Here is a 20,128-nt window from a genome sequence, read left to right on the forward strand (position 1 = left end):
TAGGGTACGCCCTCAGCCACGCACGTCGACGCTGGCGCGGGCGATGGCCGGCCACTGCAGCGCCACCGACTCGATGCTGTCGGCACTGACCGCGCACAGATCCCTTGGGTACGCCACATGCTCGGCCTCCTGCAGGCGCAGTGCGTGGAACTGGCCATTGCTTGCGCGCAGCACCCAGCCGCCGTCCTGGCAGCGCGTGGATGCCAGATAGGCCACACCTTGCGCAACAGCTTCCGGATGCAGCTCATCGGGCTCACCCTCGATGCCCCACATGCGCGTCTTTGCCACCGGCGAAACCGCATTGACCACGATGCCATGCTCGGCGCCCTCCAGCGCCAGCACATTGACCAGGCCAAGCGCGGCCAGCTTGCCCATCGCGTAAGCGGACAGCCCGCGCTGTGCGTACTGCGGATACAGCGCGCGATCAGACGTGGTGATGACGATGCGCCCACCGCCCGCCGCGCGCATCGCCGGCCACGCCGCCTGCGCCAGCCACAGCGGCGTCTTCGCCGCCAGGCACAGCATCTGCTCCAACGCATCGTCCTCGATCGCTTCCAGTGGCTGGTACTCGACCCAGCCCGCGTTGTGGATCAGGAAGTCGATGCGGCCGTGCGCCTGCAGCAGTTCCTGCACCAGCGCATGGCAACCGCTGCGATGATCGATGGGACCATTTGCGGCCTGCACTGGCAAACCCTGCCGCTGCAGCGCTTCGACGCTGCGCAGGATGCGCTGTGGATCGGCGCCGCGGCCATCGGTACCGGCACCGACGTCTTGCATCACCACCTGCGCACCGCGCTCGGCCAGCAGGCGGCTGTAGGCCAGGCCCAACCCACCCGCGGCACCGGTCACCAGGCCCACCCGGCCCTTGAAGGAAATATGCGAAATCGGCTTCATGCGCACAGCTTCAGCCAAGCTCACCGCCCCCGCCAATACCGTTGACCATCGGCCACGATACGCTCTCGCTATCACCGGAAAAGGGGACGGAGGGGATTAAGTCGTAACTCGCCCTACCGTGCCTGAAACGACTTAATCCCCTCCGTCCCCTTTTTCGTTCAGCGGCTGAAGCGGCGCGCGCCGGCGACGCAGATCACCGCGACCACGGTCACCAGCACCATGCTGAGGCTGACCGATTCGTGCAGCAGCAGCGCGGCCAGGGCAAGGCCGAAGAACGGTTGCAGCAACTGCAACTGGCCGACGGCGGCGATGCCGCCCTGCGCCAGCCCGCGGTACCAGAACAGGAAGCCGATCAGCATGCTGAACACTGCCACATAGCCCAGCGCCCACCACGCCGAGGCACCGACCGCAGTGAACGAGGACGGGCGCATCAGCACCGTCAGCGGCAGCATCACCGGCAAGGCCAGCAGCAACGCCCAGCTGATCACCTGCCAGCCGCCGAGATGACGGGCCAGCCGGCCACCTTCGGCATAGCCCAGCCCACACACCACGATCGCCGCCAGCATCAGCAGGTCGGCCTGCAACGATGCATCGATGCCGTTGCGCACCGCATAGCCGACCACGCAGGCACTGCCCAGCAACGAAAACAGCCAGAACGCCGGGCGCGGCCGATCGCCGCCGCGCAGCACGCCGAACACCGCAGTGCTCAACGGCAACAGGCCGAGAAACACGATGGTGTGCGCCGACGATGCGTGGCGCAGCGCGAGTGCGGTCAACAACGGAAAGCCGACTACCACTCCGAGGCTGACCACTGCCAGGCCTGGCAGGTCACTGCGCCGCGGCAACGGCTGGCGCAGCAGAAGGAGCAGGCCGAGGCCGAGCACGGCGGCAATGGTCGCGCGTGCAGCGGTGACGAATCCGGCGTCCAGCTGCAGCACCGCCAAGCGGGTGGCCGGCAGGGAGCCGGCGAAGATCACCACACCGATGAAGCCATTGATCCAACCACTCGCCGACCGTTCCACGCCTGTACTCCTGAAGGTGCCGGACGATGCCCGGCTGGACCTGCATGGAAGCATCCGGCGCGGGAAGACCCCAGCTACAATCCAGTACAGTCGCAAGTAACTGTACTGCCCACACTTCCACTACGGTTCCACCATGCCGCGCCCGCTTACCCGCATCGAATCGGTCATCCAGACCGTCCGCACCCGCATCAGTGCACGGGTGGATGGTCCCGGCTCACGCCTGCCTTCGGTACGTGCGCAGGCTGCGACGATGGGAGTTTCAGTCTCCACCGTGGTCGAGGCCTACGAGCGCCTGGCGGCCGAAGGCCTGATCAGTGCGCGCGCAGGCTCGGGCTTCTACGTCAGTGGCCCGGCCGCACCGCTGGCGCTGGCCGAACTGGAGCCGCGGCTGGATCGCGCGGTGGATCCGCTGTGGGTATCACGGCAATCGCTGGAAACGCCCGCGGGCGACCTCAAGCCAGGGTGCGGCTGGATGCCCAGTGACTGGCTGTATCACGATGGCGTGCGCCGCGGCCTGCGCCGGCTGGCGCGCGCCGATGCCATGCAACTGGTGGACTACGCCGCCCCGCTCGGGCTGCCCGCGTTGCGCCAGCTGCTACAAAGGCGCAGCGCCACGCTTGGCATCGATGCACCGGTGGAGCAGATCCTGCTGACCGAATCCGGTACCCACGCGGTCGATCTGCTCTGCCGTTTCCTGCTCAAGCCCGGCGACTGCGTGCTGGTCGATGACCCGAGCTACTTCAATTACCACGCGCTGCTGAAGGCGCACCAGGTGCAGGCCATCGGCGTGCCGTACACGCACAGCGGCCCGGACCTGGAGGCGTTCGCGCAGGCCCTGCAGGCACATTCGCCGCGGCTGTACATCACCAATTCCGGATTGCACAACCCGACCGGCGCGGTGCTTTCCGCGAGCACCGCACACCGCCTGCTGGACCTGGCCGAACGCAGCGAACTGATCATCATCGAGGATGACATCTTCGCCGACTTCGAACTGCAGCCGGCACCGCGGCTGGCCGCGCTCGATGGACTGTCACGGGTGATCCACGTCGGCAGTTTCTCCAAGACGCTGTCGGCAGCGTCGCGCTGCGGCTACATCGCCGCGCGCCACGACTGGATAGAGGCATTGACCGACCTGAAGCTGGCGACCAGCTTCGGCGGTGGTCATCTGGCCGCGCAGTTGATGCACATCGCGCTGACCGACAGCGGTTACCGCCGCCACATGCAGTCGATACGTTCGCGCCTGGCCGATGCACGCCGGCACACACTGCGGAAACTGCAGACGCTGGGCATCATGCCGTGGCTGCAGCCGGAAGCCGGCCTGTTCCTGTGGTGCCAGCTGCCCGATGGCCGCGACGCCGCCGCACTGGCGCGGCAATGCCTGCGCGAGGGCATCGTGCTGGCGCCGGGCAACGCGTTCAGCCAGTCGCAGCGCGCGGCCGACTATGTACGTTTCAACGTTTCGCAGTGCCAGGACCCGAGGATCTGGCAGGTGCTGGCGCGCGCGCTGCGTTGAGCTGGTAATGCGCGACCAGCGCATCCACCACCACGCGCACGCCCGGCAGCTGGCCGCGGCGATGCGGCAGCAGCACGCTGGTGGTGACTTCGCCGGCATGCCACGCCGGCAGCACCTGCTGCAGGCGGCCGGCGGTAATGGCCGCAGCACACAGGCTGTGTGGCAGTACGGTGATGCCAAGACCCGCTTCTGCCGCCGCGATCAGCAGCTGCGATTCATTGCCGACCAGCGCCACCTGCGGCTCCACCTGCACGGTGCGGGCGCCGGCGCCGTGCAGCGTCCAGCGCGTTGCATGGCGCGCGGTCAGCAGGCCGGCATGCGCGCGTAGCTGTTCGGGCGTGTCCAGTGCCGGCGCGGCTGCCAGATAACCAGGGGACGCCACCAGCACGATGCGTTCGCTACCGAGCATGCGCTGCACCAACCCGGAATCCGGCAGCGGACCGAAGTGGCTGCGCAGGGCGATGTCGATGCCTTCCTGCGCCAGGTCGATGAAACGATCACTCACTTCAACTTCGATGCGCAGCCGTGGATAGCGGCGGGCCAGTACAGGCAGGCACGCGGCGAGCTCGCCCTGCACCACCGGAATCGAAGCACTGATTCGCACGGTGCCGCTGGGTTCGGCCTGGCGGTCGCGGACGATGGCCTCGGCGGCCTCGACCTCAGACAACGCTGCGCGTGCGCGCTCGAAGAACTCCTGACCGACCTCGGTCAATGCGAAGCGGCGCGAACTGCGCTGCAGCAGCCGCACCTGGAGCTGTTCTTCCAGCAGCGCCACGCGCTTGCTCAGGGTCGAGCGCGGCAGGCCCAGATGGCGCCCGCCTGCAGCGAAGCCGCCCTGCTCCACCGCGGTCACGAACAGGGCCAGATCGTTGAGGTTGAGCATGCGCAACGTCCACAGATGTGGACTTCAGGATGCCATTCAAGCGGCTTCCGGGGCAATGTCCACGCAGGCACGCTTTCCTCACCCGCCGCATCGCGGCTTGAACCGGAAACCTGCCATGACCCCGATCCTCTTCTACGGCGTGCCCTCGGGCTGCTCGTTCGGCTCCATCGTCGCCCTGGAATGGCTGCGCCAGCCGTATCACCTGTGCCGCATCGACATGCCCGGCCAGGTGCAGAGCGAAGACTACCGCCGCCTCAATCCGCTGGGTGAAACCCCGACCCTGCGCACCGCGCAGGGCGAGCTGCTCAGCGAGAGCCTGGCCATCCTCAACCATCTGGCCGCGAAGGGCATCGCGCAGGGGCTGGGCTTCGCACAGGGCACGCCCGGCTTCGATCGCCTCAACCACCGGCTGGCCTATCTCAACACCAGTTTCTTCGGTGCCTACGCGCCGCTCTGGCACGCACTGGAGCATGCGCAAGGCGATGACGGCGAGGCGCTGCGTGCCTATGGCACCACCAAGGTGCGCCACGCCCACCAGGCGCTGGAGCAGATGATCGGCACGGGCCCGTGGCTGCTGGGCGAACAGCGCAGCTTTGCCGATGCCTACTTCGCCGGCATCGCGCGCTGGAACGACTATCACCAGGTGGTCGATCGTCGCGAGTTCCCCAGGGTGCAGCAGCTGTTCGAGCGCCTGCAGGACGACGCCGGCGTGCAGTTCGCCCACGCCATCGAAGCGCAGCGGCCGGCAACCAGCAGCGGTGGCTTCCTCGGCGAGGTGCGGCTGGAAGACGTGCTTGAGGCAGCAGCGGCCTGAGCCCTGTCCTGCCCGTGTGGCAGCGGCGCGCAATGCCTCTTGCGCGCCGCGCTACAGTGGTATGTCCCCCGCCGCAGGAATCCGCGCATGTCCACGTTCTCCGATCCGCAGGCGGTGGCCCGCTATGCCGAAGCGCCGCTGCGCCAGGTGCCCGGTTTCCTCGCGTTGCAGCAGATGAGCCGCCTGCTGCTGGCCGAACGCGTTCCCGCGCAGGGCCGTGTGCTGGTGCTGGGCGCCGGTGGCGGGCTGGAGCTGAGGGCTTTTGCCGAGGCGCAGCCGGGCTGGCAGCTGCTGGGCGTGGATCCGGCCGCGCCGATGCTGGCCCTGGCCGAGCAGACACTGGGTCCGCTGATGCCGCGCGTGCAGCTGCTGGAAGGCTACATCGACGATGCGCCCGATCTGCGCTTCGATGGGGCCAGCTGCCTGCTGACTCTGCACTTCCTCGATGCCGGGCAGCGCCTGCACACGTTGCGCGAGCTGCACCGGCGCCTGCAGCCCGGCGCGCCGCTGGTTGTGGCCCACCACAGCGTGCCGCAGGAACCGGCCGGCAAGCTGCGCTGGTTGCAGCGCTACGCAGCGTTCGCCGAAGCCTCGGGCGTTGCCCACGCCGATGCACAGCGCGCGATCGAGGCCATCGCCGAGCGGCTGCCGCTGCTGGCCCCCGAACAGGAAGTGGCGCTGCTGCAGGAGGCCGGCTTCGACGGCGTGGAGCTGTTCTACGCAGGCTTCAGCTTCAAGGGCTGGGTGGCGTACGCCGGGTGATGCCTACGGCACCACGGTGATGCCGATGCGCTGCATCAACAGCGCCACCTGCTGCACGTCCAGCGTGGCACCACGCAGGTTGGTGCTGCGCAGGTCCAGCTCACCCAGCTCCGAGTTGGTCAGGTCGCAGTCGGTGAAGTTGGCGCTGTTCCAGTCGATGCCCTCGAACTGGCCGCCGGACAGGTCCGAGCCGGCGAAGCTGGCGCCACTCACATTCGCGCCATCCCATCGGTTTTCCCACAGCTCGCACTTTTCCAGCGCTACCCGCGAGAAATTGGCATAGCGCAGGTTCGACTTCTTGATGAACGCGCTGCAGAACCAGCTGCGCGTGGTGATCTGGTTCATGAAGCTGGCGTTGCTGAAATCCGCGCCCTGCGCGCGGCACTCGCTGATCTCCAGGCCCAGCGCCTTGATGAAATTGAAATGGCACATGCTGATATCGCAGCTGCGGAAACTGGCTTCCTTCAGCGTGGCGCCATTGAAGCGGCAGCCGGCGCGGCTGTCGGCATCGTAGAAACTGCAGTTGATGAACTCGGTGCCGGTCAGGTCCGCACCGGAGAAATCGCACTCGTGGAACTGCTGGTCGACCACTTTCTGGCCGGTGTACTGGTCCGCGCCGATGCGCAGCTTGCGGTGAACGGTGGGAGACATCAGGGATTCCATGCCAAGTGCCCCGCCATGATGCCGGGCCGCGAGGCCGATCCATAGACCCCGGGGCGGGCGGGTTCACCGGCAGTCCAGCCGCCCTGTGCCCTCCCGACCAATGCATGTTGTTGCATGATTATGCACGAACGTGCAGACTTGCGGCATGAGCGCCGACCCCAGCCCCCTACCCGCCCAGCGCACCCGGCAGATCCTCGAGGAGCTGCGCCAGCAGGGCCGCGTGGTCGCCGCCGAACTGGCGCGCCGTTATGCCGTCTCCGAAGATTCGATCCGCCGCGACCTGCGCGAGCTCGCCGCCCAGGGCCTGTGCCAGCGCGTCTACGGCGGCGCCGTGCTGCCGCCGCCCAAGGAACGGCCGCTGCGCGAGCGCCTGACCCGCGACCGCGGCGACAAGGCCGAGCTGGCCGCCCGCGTCTGCGCGCTGCTGCAACCCGGCCAGGTGGTACTGCTCGATGCCGGTTCGACCAATCTGGCGATCGCCCAGCAGCTGCCGGCCGCTCTCTGCCTGACGGTGATCACCAATGCCCCGCAGATCGCCACCGCCGCCAGCATGCTCGAAGGCACTCCAGTGCAGCTGATCGGCGGGCGCCTGGCCAGCGGTGGCGGTGCGGTCGGTGCCGAGGCGTTGGCCCAGGTGCAGCGCCTGCGTGCCGACGTGTACCTGCCCGGCCCCTGCGCGGTGGACGGCGACACTGGCGTGTGGGCGATGGATGCCGAAGAAGCCACGCTCAAGCGCGCGATGGTGGCCTGCAGCAGCCGCGTCATCGTCGCCGCCACCACGGAAAAGCTCGGTGCCCGCGGCAACTGGCAGATCGCCAGCCTGGACGAGATCGACGACCTGGTGCTGACCACCACCGCACCGCCCGCCTTGGCGGCTCGCTTCCACGCCGCCGGTATCGCGGTGCACCCCACGCCTCCCTGACCGTACTGCTCATGTCCCTTGCCAACCGCGCGCGTGCCGAACAGCACGCGACCCGCGCTGCGTTCTTCATTCCCGGCTTCGCCACCGCGTTGTGGGCCACCCTGGTGCCATTCGCCAAAGCGCGCACCGGAATCAATGACGCCACGCTGGGGCTGGTGCTGCTCTGCCTCGGAGCGGGTTCGCTGCTGGCAATGCCCTTGTCCGGCGTGCTGGCCGCGCGCCTGGGCTGCCGCCGGGTGATGGTGGCCAGCAGCCTGCTGATCTGCCTGACCGTTCCCGGCCTGGCATTGGCCAGCTCGGCGTGGGCGCTGGGCCTGGTGCTGTTCGTGTTCGGTGCGGCCGTGGGCGCGATGGACTGCACGATGAACGTGCAGGCCGTCATCGTCGAGCGCGAAGCACGGCGGGTGATGATGTCTGGCTTCCATGCCTTCTTCAGCATCGGCGGATTCCTCGGCGCGGCCACCATGACCGTGCTGCTGTCCGCACAGTTGCCGCCCTTGGCATCGGTGCTGATCGGTGCCGTCACCATGCTGCTGGTGACGCTGCTGTCGGCGACGTACTGGCACAGCGAACGCATGCCGCACGACACACCGATGCTGGCCCTGCCGCATGGCATCGTGCTGTTCATCGGCGTGCTGGCGTTCGTCGCCTTCCTCGGCGAAGGTGCGATGCTCGACTGGAGCGCGGTGTTCCTCAGCGATGTACGTCGCGTCGATGCCAGCCTCGCCGGCGTCGGCTATGTGACCTTCACCCTGACCATGACGGTCGCGCGCCTGTTCGGCGATGCACTGGTGGCACGCGTGGGCCGCCAGCGCGCGATCGTGTTCGGCGCGCTGCTCGCCGCTGCCGGCGTGCTGGTGCTGACCCTGGTCACGCCGTGGCAGGCATCATTGGCGGGCTATGTGCTGGTCGGCCTCGGTTGCGCCAACATCGCGCCCGCGCTGTTCTCGCTGGCCGGCCACCAGACCCGCATGCCCGGCGCGCTGGCCATCACCGCCGTTTCCACGCTGGGCTTTGCCGGCATCCTTGCCGGACCGGCGTTGATCGGCTTTGCCGCGAATCATTTCGGTCTGATTGCTGCGTTCATCGGTGTGGCCACGGCCTTGTTGCTGGTGGCCGCGTCCACACGTTGGCTGCGGGTTTAGTCCAAGGCATCAGCGCCGCCTGCGCCGCAGCTTCATCCGCAACCGGCGGTAGCCGATCACCGTGGCCGTTGCACACAACGCAGCGCCAGCCAGGCTCAGCAGCAGCAACACCGCCAGCCGGGCGGTGTCCTGACGCAGCATCGCCGGCAGGTCCCAGCTGTGCAGGAAGTAGAACAGCCAGCGACCCACGCGCTCGCGACGCCCCATCGTCAGCAACGGGTCGCCAGTGGCCAGATCGAGGTAGACCCGCGTCGCCTCGGCATCGCCGAAATCAGCCACCGCCACCGGGAAGCGGCGTACCGCTGCGCCGTTCATGGCTTCCGGTGCACGCGGGTAGAAGTACGCATCCGCTGCGAGCTGGACCCAGTACCCCTGCATGGGCGCATCCGACAACGCCCGCACCTTCTGCTGCAGCCATGCGGCCAGCAGCAACCGCGCAACCTGCAGATGACCATCACTGCCGGACACAATGCGGGTCTCGCCCTGCCCGTCCAGCAACACCGCGAACAGCTCACCACCGATGCGCCGCCACTGGATCTCCACCGGCCTGAAGTTCCGGGCGCCCGCCGTCGCCAGCAGCACTGCAGGTTCACCCAGCATTCCATCCACCGCTACCGCGCCGCCACGATAGCGTCCGCTGTCGATCGCCTCGCGCGTGCTGCTGAAGACGCCCAATGGATTCATCGACATCAGGCCGCTGAAGATCCAGGTGAACACGAATGCCGCTGCCACCAACCCGATCAGGTGGTGCCAGCGCATCCAGGGCTCGACATACGGCGTCTTCGCGCCAGTGCGGTAGTGCCCGCGGAAGCGCCAGCGCCACACACCCACCACGATGCCGCTGATCGCCGCCACCGTGCACAGCGCGGACAGCACGATCACCACCCACGTCCAGACCGGGTCCACCGACTGCATGCGCAGGAAGTACAACCAGTGCAGCCAGGCGCCCACATAGTTCCAGCGCTGCTGCAATTGCGGTGCGTCCTGCACCACTTCGCCGGTGTGTGAGGACACATACACATCCCCTGGCTGCGCGCCGCCCACTTCAACCCGGTACAGCGGCCGATGCGCATCCAGCGCACGCGAATGCGTCCAGCGGTCTTCATCCACGCGTGTCGCGCCGACGAAGGCTTGGCCGCCCGCGAACTGTGCGGCGGATGCTTCGGCTCGCTGTGCCGACACCGGCAGCAGCGCCTGGCCGGTCACGGCAGACCAGGCGCCCACGTTGCTGCCATTGCGCACCACGTACGCAGGCTCGCCACGCAGCGTCGTCAGCGCCACAACCTCCGGCTCGGCCTGCACCACGGCAGGCAGTACCGACAGCCCCTGCAGATCGCGAGCATCCCCCAGCACCGGCAACGCCGCCAGCCGCTCACCGGGTGTCAGCTTCGGGTAACCAATGAACAGCATCACCATGCCGCTGACAAACCACAGCAACATCAGCAGGCATCCGCCGATGCCCAGCCAGCGGTGCACCAGATAGGTCCAGCGCTTGGCGGTGGATCGCAACGTCATCGCCAGCCTCCTCAGAAGCGATGATCGACGGTGAATTCGACGCGCCGGTCCGCACCCAGCAGCCACTGCGTGCTGGTGTAGTACGCGGTGGCGTAGTACGCCTTGTCGAACACGTTGAACAGCCGCGCCGACAGCCGCGTGCGCGGTGCCGCCTGCCAGGTCAGTGCCAGGTCGGTGGTGCTGTAGCCGGGCAGCTCCAAGGTGTTGGCGTTGTCGGCGTAGCGCTTGCCGACGTAACGCACGCCGCCCGCCGCACTCCAGTCCGGTGCAAACTGCCAGCTCAGCCACACATTGGCCAGGCGCTCGGCCACGTTCGGTGGCACGTTGCCATCACGCGACACCAGCACCGCCGGCGAACCGGTGGTTTCCAGGAAGTCCTCGAACTCGGCCTTCAGCACCGTGGCATTGGCATCGAGCGACCAGCGCGGCGCGAAGTTCCAGTTCAAGGACGCCTCAATGCCACGCGAGGTCTGTGCGCCCACCTGCACGCGGCGATCCGGCACCAGCGGATCGCGGCTGAGCAGCCCGGTCTTGCGGATGCGGTACGCCGCCAGCGTCCACTCGCCGCCATCGAAGGGCTGCTTCAGGCCCACCTCGATCTGCCGGCCCTTGGCCAGGTCGAAGGCACCGTTGGCCGGGCTGATCATCAACAGGCCACTGACCGGGTCCGCCGCCTGCGAGTACTGCGCATACAGGCTCAGCGTCGGCCGCAACGCGAAAACCGTGCCTGCACGCCAGCCGGTGCTGCGGTAGGTCTTCGAGAACGCGTTCTGGCCGCTGATCAGATCGGTACGATCAATGCGCGCGCGGTCGTGGCGCAGCCCACCCAGCACCGACCAGCGCTCGCTCAGCGCCAAGCGGTCTTCCACGAACAGCGCGTACTGCTCGGCACGATTACGGTAGCGCGGCAGGTTCGGCGCGTCGCTGGTGAACTGGCCCGGCACCGGATCGAACGGATCGACCGGGCCCGAGCTGCCGGCATAGGTGTTGTTGGTGTGCTTGAAGTGCGCGCGGTTGGCATCGAGGCCCACGGCGAAGCTGTTGGCCAGGCCCACAATGTTCCCCTGTACCCTCAGCGTCGAGGTCAACCCGGTCTGGTCCTGGTCGTGGGTGATCTCGGTATTGCCTGAGCGATCGATCAAGCCGGTAGCGCGGTTGTAGACGTAGGCTTCGGCATTGCGCCAATCGCGCTGGCTGTCGATCTGGTAGAGGCGCGTGCGCCATTCGACGCTTGCATTCGGCGTCCACAGCGCATCGAGCTGGGTCCAGCGGTCGCGGTAGCGGATGTCGCTGTCTTCCACGTTGTAGTTGCGGTGGCGCAGCGCCTCCAGCTGGCGGCCATCCACCAGTGGCGTGCCGAAGTAGCGCATCGGTTGCTGATAGCCTTCCACATGGGTGAGCGACAGCTGCAGATCCGCACGCGGTTGCCACAGCAGTGCGCCGGAGAAGGTGGCATCACTACTGCGCCCGCGATCAACCCAGCCACCGCTGTAGTTGCCACTCACATCCAGCCGGTAGGCCAGCTCGGGCGTCAGCGCGCCGCCACTGCCGAAGCCCAGACGTGCGGTGTCCTCGCTGCCCACGGTCACGCTGATCTCGTTCTCGATGGCACCGCGCGTCGGCTTCTTCGGCACGATGTTGATGACCCCGCCAATGGCACCATCGCCATGGATGACCGAGGCCGGACCGCGCAGCACTTCGATGCGCTCGATGGACCAGGTATCGAACGGAAAGGTGATGCCCACGCCGCCATACTGGCGCAGCCCGTCATACAGGCGCATCACGGAAGCGCCATCGGTGAAGCCACGGCTGGACAGCGCACTCAGGCCGTTGCCCGGGTGCGGCATCGCACTGATCGCACCGGCGCGGCTGATCGCATCATTGAGGTTGGTGTCGCCGCGCTGTTCCAGCTGCTCGCGCGAAATCACCGTCAGGCTGGCCGGTGTCTGCAGCACGCTCAGGCCCAACGCAGAGCCTGCGCTGGAGGTGGAAGACAGCTCGCCGCTGCGGGTATCGACCACGCGCACGGTATCCAGCGTGGTCGGTGGTGCCGCATCGGCGGCAAGTACAGAGGCGGTGTGCAGGAGCAACGCGCACATGGCAGGCAGCGTCGCCCGGCGCAGGCGCGCGGAGTTGGGGTTCGTTTTCATCTGTTCACGGCATGCAAGGCCACCCTGCAATGGCAGGGCAGCAATCAGAAAGGGACAGACACGCGCGTGCGGGCACCGGCCGTGGCCGGCAACCTCATGAAAAAAGATCAATGCACCGCGCGTGTGGCTCAGGCAGCCATGAAGGCCGGTGGCCCGCGCGCTCCCAATGTGCCGCTGACCCGCTGCGGCAACGCCTGCACTGCACCACGCAGCGCACGGCATATCGATACCATCGGTGCCAACAGCAGCAATGCCGCCACCAGCAGGGTGATCAGCCGCGCGGCGATCAGGCAGTAGTCGCAGTCCACGCCCATCTCATGCGCGGCGTGTGGATCGGCGGGCGGCTTCTTTGAGACCTCGCCCTGCTGCATCGCCATCGCGTGGTGGTCGTGATGGCCCTCCATCGCATGCTGCGCATGCTGGGAATGGTCCATCGCCGCTACCGGCACAGCCGCTGCAACGTGACCATGCGCCAGCCAGCGGCTCACCAGCGGGGCAAGCAGCACCAGCAGCATGGCTAGCCATGCCAGGGCCTGGAACCGGCGGTGGAGGACAGAACGACGCACCCGGCCATTCTACGGGCCTGCGGTCAACCTTGGACCACGTTCAGGGTTGCCCGGCGGCCAGTGCGACGTTATGACGCAGCCTCCAGCGCAGGGGATCGTCCACTGCCCGAGGGGGACGGAAGGCAGCCTGGCCGGCCCCTTCCGCCCCCGCACCGGATGACTAGAACCGCGCCGGTTGCTGCACCGCGCGCTCCAGGAACATGAAACCCGCCTGCAGGCTGTTGCGGGCGTTCTCCAACCAGCGCTCCGGATCGGCTACCGCAAATCGCTCCTGTGCATCCACATCACCCGAGTCGGCCAGATCAGCCAGCTGCAGATGGATGTGGTTCTCCACCAGGCTCACCAGCACGGCGAGCTCGGCCGATAAACCGGCGATGCGTTCGGTGAAGCCAGCGTCGTTGCTGTTCAGAGACATGTCCCCTGTTCCTATGCGTTGCGGTGTTGATGGATGGCTTCGAAACGCTCGGCACAGGCAGGCCCGCAGAACAGTCTTGCCGGATCGTTGTCGAAGTCCTCGCTGCAGTCCGGGTTGTGGCATTCCCCCATGGGAGTGAGAGGGGCAACGTTGCTGGCCCGCGTTGCGTGCTGGGCCAGGGCGCGTTGCAGGTGGCGCGCTTCCATTTCCTGCGCTTCGTCGATGGTGTCCGTCATGCGGGTTGTATTTTATCGAGGGGTGGTCGCACCGGTTGAGAACGTCGCAACGACGGTCAACGACGCGGATTCCGCGGCGGATCGGCGTTCGTGGTTGCAGTGGATTTCAGGCATGCAGGCTCCTTGTGCACGGGCGCCCGAAGGCGCGATGGAGAGAAACGATGGGCCCTCGTTGACGGCGATCGCATCATCCGAAAACCGGTTCTCGCCAACTGCGACGCATCGGCACGATCACAGTGATCTGCGAACGCCATCGCAGATCCAACGGGTACTGGGTGGCGCCATCGCGGCCAGGGATGCAAGGTGTTGGAAGGTGTTGCAAATGAAGCCCCGTTCCGACACCATGACCGTATCACCACTCCCACCACATCCTGACCACACTGAGTCGGTCGGCCGCTGCGTGACCTGCGCACGCCGGACACTGCACAGCACGTTGGCCGCCATCGGCCGCGGTGGACCGATCCACGTTCCCAGGGGCCTTGTCGAATGCACACACCGCATCCCACGCAGGACATCGTTCCCGCGTTCCTGCAGGCCATGCACGCGCACGGCATCGTGCCGGACGCGCGCGGCCGCGACGCGCTCAACGCCGATGGCACGCTGGTGCGCTTCCATGTGGAAGGCGACCGTCGTGGCACGCGCAATGGTTGGGCGGTGTTGTTTGGAGACCACGTGCCGGCCGGCGAGTTCGGCAGCTGGCGGACCGGCACCCGCCATGCCTGGTGCGCGAAATCGCCGACCGCGTTGAGCGCCGCCGAGCAGCGTGCCATCAGGCAACGCCAGGAGGCGGCCCGCAGCGAGCGCGAACGGCATCAGCGCGAACGCGAGGACGCCGCCGCCAGGGCGGCCAACGTGCTGTGGAACCGAGCCATTCCTGCCGATGCCCACCACCCCTATCTCGTACGCAAGGGCATCCATGCACATGGCCTGCGTGTGGCGCCATGGCCGGTGCGCAACAGCGATGGCCTTGTCTTCCGCCACATCGACAACGCCCTGCTGGTACCGGTGATGAACAGCGCGGGCCGTATCGTCTCGTTGCAGGCGATCTTTCCCCGCGTGGATCCAGCACTTGGCCGCGACAAGGACTTCCTTTCCGGTGGCCGCAAGCAGGGCTGCTTCCATGTCATCGGCAAGCCGGTTACCGGCCAACCGATCGCCATTGCAGAGGGCTATGCCACCGCCGGATCCATCCACCAGGCCACGGGCTGGTGCGTGGTGGTGGCCTGGGATGCAGGCAACCTTGGCGCGGTCGCCCGAGCCTGGCGCGGCGCCATGCCGGACGGGTCATTCGTGCTGTGTGCCGACAACGATCAGTGGACGCGGCAGCCGCTGGACAACCCTGGCGTCACCCTGGCCACGCAGGCTGCCGCGGACATCGATGCCCGCGTGGTCTGGCCCGAGTTCGCCACGCTGCATGGCGACGATGACCGCCCTACCGACTTCAACGACCTGCATCTGCGCGAGGGGCTGGACACCGTGCGTGCCCAGTTGTTGCCCCCCATGCCGCCGGCAGTGGGCGACGACGTGGCACTGGACGATGCGCCGTCATCGGCCAGCGCGCGCTACCAGGTGCCTGGCAACCTGTCCGCATTCGATGCCTTCACCCCGTTTCCCGATACCAACGCGCGCGGGCGGCCGTTGCCAACTGCCCGCAACCTGGCCGAGCTGTGCCGTCGTACCGGTGTGACCGTGCGCTACAACGTCATCCGCAAGGATCTGGAGATTCTGGTCCCTGGGCTGCAGACGACCGTAGACAACGCCAAGGAGGTCGCGGCGGGCGAAGTGATGGATTGCATGCACCGCGCCGGCATGGCCACCGCCAGCTTCGAGACCAACCTGTGCCAGGTGGCCGAAGCCAATCCCTACAACCCGGTCGCCAGCTGGATCACCTCACGGCCGTGGGATGGCCAGTCCCGCCTGCAGGCGTTCTTCGATACCGTGCAGGAAGCCAAGCCCACGCACATGGCCGACGGCCGCGTGCTGAAGGAAGTCCTGATGCGGCGCTGGCTGATCTCCGGCGTGGCCGCGGCGTTTGAGCCCGATGGCGTGGTCGCGCGCGGCGTGCTGACGTTCGTTTCGAAACAGAACCTGGGCAAGACACGCTGGGCGCGGCAGCTGGCGCCGGTAGAGCTGCAACTGATCGCCGACGGGGTGGTGCTGGATCCGGCCAACAAGGACAGCGTCAAGCAGGTCATCTCCAGATGGATCGTCGAGCTGGGCGAAGTCGATGCCACCTTCCGCCGTACCGATATCGCGGCACTGAAATCATTCATCTCGCGCAGCCATGACGAGATCCGTCGCCCCTACGCGCGCACCGAATCCCGCTATGCGCGGCGCACCATCCTGTTTGCCAGTGTCAACGACGAACGCTTCCTCCGCGATGCCACCGGCAACACCCGCTGGTGGACCGTGCACGCCGTGGCGCTGGGCGAACCGGCGCGGATCGACATGCAGCAGGTCTGGGCTGAGGCCCATGCGTTGTACTGCAGTGGCGAGACCTGGCACTTGAGTGCCGAGGAACTGGATGCGCTCAATGCCACCAACAGCGAACACGAGCCCATCTCGCCGATCGCCGAACTGATCGATCGCCATTTCGACTGGTCGCTCCCTGCCGAACACTGGAGCGCGCATTACCGCGCCACAGAGATCGTCATCGCGGTGGGCATCGACAAGCCCAACCGTCGCGAGGTGAACGAGGCCGCCGCCTACGTGGTGAAGCGGCATGGCGTGCGCACCCGCGTGGTGGGCAAGGAGCGGGCCAAGGTCTGGCTGATGCCACAGCGCAGACGCAGTCTGGCCGAGCACGCGGCAGGGCCGTTCTAGATGCCGCGCCTCCATGATGGTCGCGACGTTGACAGCAGCAGCGGCGACTGGCGCCTGCACTGCGAAGCACGTCGCCTGCTGCAACTGGACGGCTACCGGCGCGTGGGCACCGACGGGCGCTGGACGGTGGTCAGTCCGCGCCGGCACCGCCAACAGTATCTCGAGGGTGTCCTGGCCGCACGCGGCCCGGTTGAGCGTGAGCGCCTGGCAGCAGCGGCATTGCGGCTGTGGATCGCCAGCCCGCCCGCCCAACCGCACCACACTGAAAGTAGATGGAAGGTGTTGACTAGGAGCATCTACAGGGGCAAGATGCAGGTATCGGCCCGCCACCTTCCAGGAGCGCTTCCGCCATGCCCCGTCCCCGACTGCATGCCTTCGAAGGTGAGCAGCTGACCGTGCAGCAGATCCAACAGCGGGTACCGGTGCTGTCCGAGCGGACCATCCGCGACCACCTTGCTGCCGGCCGGCGTACCCGCACCGCCATGTTGTGCTTTGACCCGATCGCCGCAGCGGCCCGGGGCGGACGCATCACCCAGCGCATCCTCCGCGCCCGCAGCATCGCCGGTCGCGATTCCTGATCCTCCGGCACCTGCCGCATTTCTCCAGGAGTAGATTCCGCATGATTCCCGCCTCCCTCGACAGCGGTCATCGCCTGATTGCCGACACACTGGCCGCGTTCCGTGCCGGCCCTGCACTGGGCAGCATCGCCCTGCGGCCGGCGCCACGCTCTCGTGTGCCGCTCTACATCGGCATCGCCGGCAGCAAGCGCTCGGGCAAGGACACACTCGCCAATGGACTGGCGTCGGCGTTGTCACTGCCATGCGACAGCTTCGCGGCCCCACTGCGGCAATTGGTCGCCTCCCTCCTCGGGCTCTCCCTGCACGAACTGGACAGCCGCAAGGAGGACGCCATCGACTGGCTGGCCGAACTCACCCCGCGCCACCTGATGCAGACCGCCGGTACCGAGTGGGGGCGTGACCGCGTCCATCCCGAGCTGTGGGTACGCTCGCTGTTCGCACGCCTGCCCGAGGGCGGGCTGGTACCCGACGTCCGCTTCGCCAATGAGGCCCGCGCGATCCGGCGTCGTGGTGGTGTCGTGATCCGCGTCAATCGCCCAGGCCATCGCAGCAGCGACCCTCATGCCAGCGAGCAGCCGCTGCCGCATGAGCTGGTCGACATCGAAGTCGACAATGACAGCACCCCGGCCGATCTGGTCCGCAGATCGCTGGACCAGCTGCGTTCGCGCGGTGTGATCTGATCCGGAATGCCGGCCCGCCATCCGGTCCATCCCCCGAACCCAGCGCAGGCCCCGACCCATCATCGGCGAAAATGATGTAAGGTCATCCCCCCATCACCGACGACACCTGTCGTCACCCTGCATCCCCAACCCATTTCGCAAAGAGGAAACGCCATGGAGGTCGAACAGTTCACGTCGACGCGCCTGAAGGCCATCGAGTTGTTCAAGTCCCAGCCCAAGGGCAGCAAGGACATCGTGAGCCTGGATGCGATCTTCATCTCGCTGTGCACGCTGGCCACTGCCCGGGCAGGCGCAGGCAGCGCCCAGCAGACGCGTACCGTGGCCCGCCCGGGCAGCCAGCAGCCGCCCGCGCCATGGTTCGTCGAAACCCTTGCGGCCCTGAAGGGCAAGGGCGAGTCGATCACCGTGGCGCGCTTCCTGATGTTCGCCAACCGCTTCCCGGTCAAGCGCATGGACCAGGTCAACGCGGCACGCTGGCTGCGCGACGCCGGGTACATCCCCCGCAAGACCGGCGGCAACCTGGTGTTCGATCTTTGATCCAGCGCCCCCTGCAGTCCTGAAGCCCCGGCATCGTCCGGGGCTTTTTCGTTTCCGGCCAGTACACGGCGCATGAGGCTGTGTGGCAGGTGGCCGTCCTCACCCTGTACCTGCCCCATCCCCTTGATCTGCCTCTGTTCCTGCCAGGTGAGGACAACGAGTACGGATGTACAGGAAAACACCAGCGGCCAGAGCAAGCGGATTCGGCTCACTGCAAGCAGGCGTGTCGTGCTCCTCCCCACTCCTCACGCACGACTGAACGTCTTCAGCGCGCCGATATAAAAGTAGATGAAAGGTGTTGACTAGTCATGCGGGATGGCAACAGTGGAGATCAATGCCACTGAAGACATCCTCCATGAACGCCCTGCCCGACAGCATCCAGACCCTGGCCGAGGTCATCGGCGAATCCGCAGCCCTCACGCTGGTGCGTGCCTGGCCGCCGACCACCTCCAGCACCACCGGCCGTCACCGCGTCATCGTCTACGTACCCTCCACCCTGCCCGACCAGCACCGGCTGATCGACATCCTTGGCCACGACGTCGCCCAGCGGCTGGTCGCGCACTTCGGCGGCGAACTGTTGTTCCTGGCATCCTGCTTCGCTGCCGGCGCGCACGAACGCCGTGAACAGATTGCCCGCGCGGTCGCCAGCGGCATGCCACGCGACCATGTTGCGCGTGAGTACGGCGTCTCACAGACCACCATCAAGCGCGCCCTGCGCGGTGCGCGCACCGCGTTGCCACCGGCTGTCCACCCGGCCCTGCTCAAGGGATACGCACGCGCATGAACGAGAGCGACCTGCTGGCCGGCGTGCCGGATTGGGCCAAGTACCTGGGCGGGACCTCGGGCGTGCTGATCGCGGTGTCGCTGTGGCTGCGCCAGTGGTTGTCGTCGGCCAAGGTCGACCGCACCGCCGATGAAGCCACCAGCAACACCCTGCGCACCCTGCAGGAACAGCTCGCGGCCGAACGTACACGCGCTGATGGGCTGATGCACGAGCGCGAGGCAATGGCCCAGGAGATCGGGCAGCTGCGCGGTGAAGTCAGCGCCCTGCGTGCACAGATCGCCCAGCAGAGCGTACAGATAGACGCCCTGCTGGCCCTGGTGCGCAAGCAGCCGGGGGCCGCCGCATGACCTCCGCTGCAGCCAGCGCCCTCGGTGGCACCAACGTTGCTGCGTTCCTGGACATGCTGGCGGTGTCCGAAGGCACCGATATACCCAGCCAGCGTTCGCGTGACCGCGGCTACGACGTCATCGTCGGTGGCCAGCTGTTCACCGACTACCGCGACCATCCCCGCGTGCTGGTGTCGCTGCCGCGCTACGGCATCAAATCCAGCGCCGCCGGCCGCTACCAGTTCCTGCGCAGCACCTGGGATGACCTGCGCGCGCGACTGGGCCTGCCTGACTTCGGCCCGGTTTCGCAGGACCGCGCGGCCGTGGCGCTGCTCAAGCAATGCGGTGCCTACGAGCTGATCCGGCTGGGCCGCTTCGATGCCGCCGTCACTGCGGCTCGGCGCATCTGGGCATCGCTGCCGGGCGCCGGCTACGGCCAGAAGGAGCACGCGCTGGAAACACTGCGCGCGGCGTACCGTGCCGCCGGCGGAGCCCTGCAGTGACGCCCGCGGCACTGAGGTTGGGCATCGGGTTGCTGGTCCTTGCCGGCAGCCACGCGAGCTGCGCCTGGCTGGGATGGACCCTGCGCGACCGCACTGCGGACCTTGCCGTTGCCACCACCCGGGCAGCGCAGCAGGAGGCCCGCACCGATGCAGTCCAGCGCGCGAACCAGCAGGCCCTCGCCAACAGCGCCGCAGGCGCGCAGGCCGAATCACAGCGCCTGGCCCACCAGGCCCGGCACACCGAACAGTTCAACACCCTGCAACGGGACATCGAGACCCATGCCAAGACTCCTGGTCGTGATCGCGGCGACGCTGACGCTGAGTTCGTGCGCATCTGGCGCGAGGCCAACGCCGGCCACGCCCTGCCGCGCTGACCTCAGCATCGCACCTGCCCAGC

23 protein-coding genes are annotated in these 20,128 nt (G+C 67.3%); 14 read left to right on the top strand and 9 right to left on the bottom strand.

Translation table 11 applies throughout. The features are described 5' to 3' along the window. Positions 1–12 precede the first annotated feature (12 nt). Positions 13–894 carry an SDR family NAD(P)-dependent oxidoreductase gene (locus AC5P5R_RS02305; RefSeq protein ID WP_111722882.1) on the bottom strand — a complete coding sequence of 294 codons (882 nt, stop codon included), beginning with the start codon at positions 892–894 and terminating at the stop codon, positions 13–15. A 158-nt stretch (positions 895–1,052) separates the two neighbouring features. After that, the gene (locus AC5P5R_RS02310; RefSeq protein ID WP_100437962.1) at positions 1,053–1,916 is read right to left on the bottom strand and encodes a DMT family transporter; all 864 of its coding nucleotides are present in this window, start codon (positions 1,914–1,916) and stop codon (positions 1,053–1,055) included. Between the two features lie 133 nt (positions 1,917–2,049). On the opposite strand from AC5P5R_RS02310, the gene AC5P5R_RS02315 reads away from it, so the two are divergent. Beyond that, positions 2,050–3,429, top strand: a complete 1,380-nt coding sequence (locus AC5P5R_RS02315) for an aminotransferase-like domain-containing protein (protein ID WP_164281638.1) — start codon at positions 2,050–2,052, stop codon at positions 3,427–3,429. Here AC5P5R_RS02315 and AC5P5R_RS02320 read toward each other — a convergent pair. Then, entirely contained in the window at positions 3,368–4,312 is a 945-nt protein-coding gene (locus AC5P5R_RS02320) for a LysR substrate-binding domain-containing protein (RefSeq protein WP_100437961.1), read from the bottom strand. The two genes, AC5P5R_RS02315 and AC5P5R_RS02320, sit on opposite strands and share 62 nt — an antisense overlap. Before the next feature lie 115 nt (positions 4,313–4,427). Between AC5P5R_RS02320 and AC5P5R_RS02325 the strand changes: the two genes are divergently transcribed. Both AC5P5R_RS02325 and AC5P5R_RS02330 read left to right on the top strand, forming a co-directional pair. Beyond that, complete coding sequence (locus AC5P5R_RS02325) at positions 4,428–5,126, top strand: glutathione S-transferase family protein (RefSeq protein ID WP_100437960.1); 699 nt, start codon at positions 4,428–4,430, stop codon at positions 5,124–5,126. Positions 5,127–5,213: 87 nt separating this feature from the next. Next, a complete protein-coding gene (locus tag AC5P5R_RS02330) occupies positions 5,214–5,888 on the top strand; it encodes a class I SAM-dependent methyltransferase (RefSeq protein ID WP_088431383.1) in 675 nt (224 codons plus the stop codon). A gap of 3 nt (positions 5,889–5,891) precedes the next feature. Here the strand turns inward: AC5P5R_RS02330 and smqnr are convergent, their stop codons facing one another. After that, positions 5,892–6,539 carry a SmQnr family pentapeptide repeat protein gene (gene smqnr / locus AC5P5R_RS02335; protein WP_099527133.1) on the bottom strand — a complete coding sequence of 216 codons (648 nt, stop codon included), beginning with the start codon at positions 6,537–6,539 and terminating at the stop codon, positions 5,892–5,894. A gap of 157 nt (positions 6,540–6,696) precedes the next feature. Here smqnr and AC5P5R_RS02340 point away from each other — a divergent pair, with 157 nt between their 5' ends. After that, on the top strand, positions 6,697–7,473 hold the full coding sequence (locus tag AC5P5R_RS02340; protein WP_099527132.1) for a DeoR/GlpR family DNA-binding transcription regulator: 777 nt from the start codon (positions 6,697–6,699) through the stop codon (positions 7,471–7,473). 11 nt (positions 7,474–7,484) lie between these two features. Then, the gene (locus AC5P5R_RS02345) at positions 7,485–8,618 is read left to right on the top strand and encodes an MFS transporter (protein ID WP_099527131.1); all 1,134 of its coding nucleotides are present in this window, start codon (positions 7,485–7,487) and stop codon (positions 8,616–8,618) included. A 9-nt stretch (positions 8,619–8,627) separates the two neighbouring features. On the opposite strand, the gene AC5P5R_RS02350 is transcribed toward AC5P5R_RS02345, so the two are convergent. The 5 genes from AC5P5R_RS02350 to AC5P5R_RS02370 form a co-directional block, all read right to left on the bottom strand. Next, entirely contained in the window at positions 8,628–10,133 is a 1,506-nt protein-coding gene (locus tag AC5P5R_RS02350; RefSeq protein ID WP_495226300.1) for a PepSY domain-containing protein, read from the bottom strand. An 11-nt stretch (positions 10,134–10,144) separates the two neighbouring features. Then, positions 10,145–12,283: a TonB-dependent receptor gene (locus AC5P5R_RS02355; protein ID WP_100437958.1), complete on the bottom strand. Its 2,139-nt coding sequence runs from the start codon at positions 12,281–12,283 to the stop codon at positions 10,145–10,147. 128 nt (positions 12,284–12,411) lie between these two features. Then, a complete protein-coding gene (locus tag AC5P5R_RS02360) occupies positions 12,412–12,798 on the bottom strand; it encodes a DUF2946 family protein (RefSeq protein WP_099527128.1) in 387 nt (128 codons plus the stop codon). A 211-nt stretch (positions 12,799–13,009) separates the two neighbouring features. After that, the gene (locus tag AC5P5R_RS02365; RefSeq protein WP_012479313.1) at positions 13,010–13,264 is read right to left on the bottom strand and encodes a hypothetical protein; all 255 of its coding nucleotides are present in this window, start codon (positions 13,262–13,264) and stop codon (positions 13,010–13,012) included. A gap of 11 nt (positions 13,265–13,275) precedes the next feature. Continuing rightward, positions 13,276–13,500, bottom strand: a complete 225-nt coding sequence (locus AC5P5R_RS02370; protein ID WP_005408344.1) for a hypothetical protein — start codon at positions 13,498–13,500, stop codon at positions 13,276–13,278. Between the two features lie 486 nt (positions 13,501–13,986). Between AC5P5R_RS02370 and AC5P5R_RS02375 the strand changes: the two genes are divergently transcribed. The 9 genes from AC5P5R_RS02375 to AC5P5R_RS02415 all read left to right on the top strand — a co-directional run bounded on the left by AC5P5R_RS02375 (position 13,987) and on the right by AC5P5R_RS02415 (position 20,105). Continuing rightward, positions 13,987–16,323: a VapE domain-containing protein gene (locus tag AC5P5R_RS02375; RefSeq protein ID WP_100437957.1), complete on the top strand. Its 2,337-nt coding sequence runs from the start codon at positions 13,987–13,989 to the stop codon at positions 16,321–16,323. Further along, positions 16,324–16,716 (top strand): DUF7696 family protein, encoded by a 393-nt coding sequence (locus tag AC5P5R_RS02380; protein WP_423164583.1) that lies wholly within the window; start codon positions 16,324–16,326, stop codon positions 16,714–16,716. It begins immediately after the preceding gene. Further along, a complete protein-coding gene (locus tag AC5P5R_RS02385; RefSeq protein ID WP_099527126.1) occupies positions 16,674–16,901 on the top strand; it encodes a hypothetical protein in 228 nt (75 codons plus the stop codon). The genes AC5P5R_RS02380 and AC5P5R_RS02385 overlap by 43 nt, the downstream gene beginning before the upstream one ends. Before the next feature lie 41 nt (positions 16,902–16,942). After that, complete coding sequence (locus AC5P5R_RS02390) at positions 16,943–17,581, top strand: deoxynucleotide monophosphate kinase family protein (protein ID WP_049451083.1); 639 nt, start codon at positions 16,943–16,945, stop codon at positions 17,579–17,581. Positions 17,582–17,734: 153 nt separating this feature from the next. Then, on the top strand, positions 17,735–18,118 hold the full coding sequence (locus AC5P5R_RS02395) for a hypothetical protein (protein WP_033835195.1): 384 nt from the start codon (positions 17,735–17,737) through the stop codon (positions 18,116–18,118). Between the two features lie 355 nt (positions 18,119–18,473). Then, the gene (locus tag AC5P5R_RS02400) at positions 18,474–18,902 is read left to right on the top strand and encodes a Mor transcription activator family protein (RefSeq protein WP_227860074.1); all 429 of its coding nucleotides are present in this window, start codon (positions 18,474–18,476) and stop codon (positions 18,900–18,902) included. Next, positions 18,899–19,249: a hypothetical protein gene (locus AC5P5R_RS02405; RefSeq protein ID WP_043033662.1), complete on the top strand. Its 351-nt coding sequence runs from the start codon at positions 18,899–18,901 to the stop codon at positions 19,247–19,249. Before AC5P5R_RS02400 ends, AC5P5R_RS02405 begins: the two co-directional genes overlap by 4 nt. Further along, positions 19,246–19,731, top strand: coding sequence for a glycoside hydrolase family 24 protein (locus AC5P5R_RS02410; protein WP_099527124.1), 486 nt, complete (start codon positions 19,246–19,248; stop codon positions 19,729–19,731). The genes AC5P5R_RS02405 and AC5P5R_RS02410 overlap by 4 nt, the downstream gene beginning before the upstream one ends. Beyond that, the gene (locus tag AC5P5R_RS02415; RefSeq protein WP_024956106.1) at positions 19,728–20,105 is read left to right on the top strand and encodes a hypothetical protein; all 378 of its coding nucleotides are present in this window, start codon (positions 19,728–19,730) and stop codon (positions 20,103–20,105) included. Before AC5P5R_RS02410 ends, AC5P5R_RS02415 begins: the two co-directional genes overlap by 4 nt. The last annotated feature ends 23 nt before the right edge of the window (positions 20,106–20,128 follow it).

The sequence above is a fragment of the Stenotrophomonas sp. YJH_SMC_19 genome, assembly GCF_059367915.1.

Coding starts and splice junctions, on each gene's coding strand:
- AC5P5R_RS02305 (WP_111722882.1), bottom strand. CDS start 894: ATGAAGCCGATTTCGCATATTTCCTTCAAGGGCCGGGTGGGCCTGGTG.
- AC5P5R_RS02315 (WP_164281638.1), top strand. CDS start 2,050: ATGCCGCGCCCGCTTACCCGCATCGAATCGGTCATCCAGACCGTCCGC.
- AC5P5R_RS02320 (WP_100437961.1), bottom strand. CDS start 4,312: ATGCTCAACCTCAACGATCTGGCCCTGTTCGTGACCGCGGTGGAGCAG.
- AC5P5R_RS02325 (WP_100437960.1), top strand. CDS start 4,428: ATGACCCCGATCCTCTTCTACGGCGTGCCCTCGGGCTGCTCGTTCGGC.
- AC5P5R_RS02330 (WP_088431383.1), top strand. CDS start 5,214: ATGTCCACGTTCTCCGATCCGCAGGCGGTGGCCCGCTATGCCGAAGCG.
- smqnr (WP_099527133.1), bottom strand. CDS start 6,539: ATGTCTCCCACCGTTCACCGCAAGCTGCGCATCGGCGCGGACCAGTAC.
- AC5P5R_RS02340 (WP_099527132.1), top strand. CDS start 6,697: ATGAGCGCCGACCCCAGCCCCCTACCCGCCCAGCGCACCCGGCAGATC.
- AC5P5R_RS02345 (WP_099527131.1), top strand. CDS start 7,485: ATGTCCCTTGCCAACCGCGCGCGTGCCGAACAGCACGCGACCCGCGCT.
- AC5P5R_RS02350 (WP_495226300.1), bottom strand. CDS start 10,133: ATGACGTTGCGATCCACCGCCAAGCGCTGGACCTATCTGGTGCACCGC.
- AC5P5R_RS02355 (WP_100437958.1), bottom strand. CDS start 12,283: ATGAAAACGAACCCCAACTCCGCGCGCCTGCGCCGGGCGACGCTGCCT.
- AC5P5R_RS02360 (WP_099527128.1), bottom strand. CDS start 12,798: ATGCTGCTGGTGCTGCTTGCCCCGCTGGTGAGCCGCTGGCTGGCGCAT.
- AC5P5R_RS02365 (WP_012479313.1), bottom strand. CDS start 13,264: ATGTCTCTGAACAGCAACGACGCTGGCTTCACCGAACGCATCGCCGGT.
- AC5P5R_RS02370 (WP_005408344.1), bottom strand. CDS start 13,500: ATGACGGACACCATCGACGAAGCGCAGGAAATGGAAGCGCGCCACCTG.
- AC5P5R_RS02375 (WP_100437957.1), top strand. CDS start 13,987: ATGCACACACCGCATCCCACGCAGGACATCGTTCCCGCGTTCCTGCAG.
- AC5P5R_RS02380 (WP_423164583.1), top strand. CDS start 16,324: ATGCCGCGCCTCCATGATGGTCGCGACGTTGACAGCAGCAGCGGCGAC.
- AC5P5R_RS02385 (WP_099527126.1), top strand. CDS start 16,674: ATGCCCCGTCCCCGACTGCATGCCTTCGAAGGTGAGCAGCTGACCGTG.
- AC5P5R_RS02390 (WP_049451083.1), top strand. CDS start 16,943: ATGATTCCCGCCTCCCTCGACAGCGGTCATCGCCTGATTGCCGACACA.
- AC5P5R_RS02395 (WP_033835195.1), top strand. CDS start 17,735: ATGGAGGTCGAACAGTTCACGTCGACGCGCCTGAAGGCCATCGAGTTG.
- AC5P5R_RS02400 (WP_227860074.1), top strand. CDS start 18,474: ATGAACGCCCTGCCCGACAGCATCCAGACCCTGGCCGAGGTCATCGGC.
- AC5P5R_RS02405 (WP_043033662.1), top strand. CDS start 18,899: ATGAACGAGAGCGACCTGCTGGCCGGCGTGCCGGATTGGGCCAAGTAC.
- AC5P5R_RS02410 (WP_099527124.1), top strand. CDS start 19,246: ATGACCTCCGCTGCAGCCAGCGCCCTCGGTGGCACCAACGTTGCTGCG.